This window comes from Vibrio sp. YT-16 (assembly GCF_033337405.1).
Classification (GTDB): domain Bacteria; phylum Pseudomonadota; class Gammaproteobacteria; order Enterobacterales; family Vibrionaceae; genus Vibrio; species Vibrio alginolyticus.
Map to the genome: position 1 here is coordinate 1 of NZ_JAWOQQ010000124.1, position 1,147 is coordinate 1,147.

Consider the following 1,147-nt stretch of genomic DNA (forward strand, 5'->3'; position numbering starts at 1 on the left):
CCACTACTGCATCACGGGATGATGGTACTTGGTATTCCTTACGCTGAACCAGAGCTGCATTCGACCCAATCTGGTGGCACGCCCTACGGTGCCAGCAGTGTAGGACACGAACCAAGTCTCACAGCAGAGGAGACTCGTCTGGCACAACAATTAGGTAAACGACTAGCAACAGCAGCGTTAAAGCTCAAAGCTTGTCACTAATACCAGTATTAATAATCAGTAGAATTGGTATCAATTCAAGGATAGAGAATCGATGTCTGACTCTTTCGAAGAACAACCACCTCTTGGTGCTCAAGCAAAAACATATCGCTACCTCGCTTTGTTCGGCAACTTAGCTTTATTAGCATGGGTCGCGATTTGGCAACTCGCTTTATCTCCTCACCCTCATCTGAGTAGCACAACACTCGCGATTGCATGGTGTATTCCGTTATTGCTACCGTTACCTGGCATCTTAGCGGGCAAACCTTACACGCATGCATGGGCGAACTTTGTCTTGATGCTGTATTTCTTGCACGCCCTCACTATCTTGTACGTGGACGGTGGTGAACGGTGGTTGGCAGCGGTTGAGCTGGTGCTTACCTCTCTTGGTTTTGCTGGCAATATTTTATTTGCTCGTGCTCGAGGAAAAGAGCTAGGCCTTAAACTCAAACGCTTGTCAAAAGTAGAAAAAGAAGAAAAAGCGACGTTCAGTAAGTAACTTCTCTGATTCAAAAACAAAAAGAGTCGCAATTGCGTCTCTTTCTTTATTCTATGCCCAAACGCGGATTAACTTTGCGAAGTAGAATGCCACTCATAAATCAGATCGTATTGATCTTGCACTTGAGGAATCACAACAGGCTGTTGTACTTGTGCTGCTGGCACAGTTTCCTCAACGGCTTGAACCACCGTTTTTGGTTGCCCTTCTACAGCTTGAGCCTCTGAAGGTAGAGTTTCTACCGATTGCTCTTCCGATGGCGTCACTTCTTCAACGTCACCGAGTGGATCTGCAAATTCCATCAATTGTGAGATAGACGAAGCCTCTTGCTCAAATGCTTGTTGTGAAGCAAGCAAATGAATAGTCAGCGTTAACTCACTGCCTTGTACACGCTTGATTTCAGTGCCCGCCACTGAATTCAATTTGGTAAGTGCATTTTCTAAACGGAAGAAA

1 protein-coding gene and 2 pseudogenes are annotated in these 1,147 nt (G+C 45.6%); 2 read left to right on the top strand and 1 reads right to left on the bottom strand.

All coding sequences use genetic code 11. From position 1 onward, the window contains the following. Together R7F07_RS25190 and R7F07_RS25195 are read left to right on the top strand one after the other, a co-directional pair. Nucleotides 1–201, top strand: a pseudogene (locus R7F07_RS25190) (transcriptional regulator); the annotation flags it as partial. A gap of 52 nt (nucleotides 202–253) precedes the next feature. Further along, nucleotides 254–697, top strand: a complete 444-nt coding sequence (locus R7F07_RS25195) for a DUF2069 domain-containing protein (RefSeq protein WP_318110669.1) — start codon at nucleotides 254–256, stop codon at nucleotides 695–697. 68 nt (nucleotides 698–765) lie between these two features. Here the strand turns inward: R7F07_RS25195 and R7F07_RS25200 are convergent. Next, nucleotides 766–1,147: pseudogene (locus R7F07_RS25200) on the bottom strand (DUF2066 domain-containing protein); the annotation flags it as partial.

What these genes read in the sequence shown, in the direction of transcription:
- R7F07_RS25195 (WP_318110669.1), top strand. Translation starts at nt 254, where the DNA reads ATGTCTGACTCTTTCGAAGAACAACCACCTCTTGGTGCTCAAGCAAAA.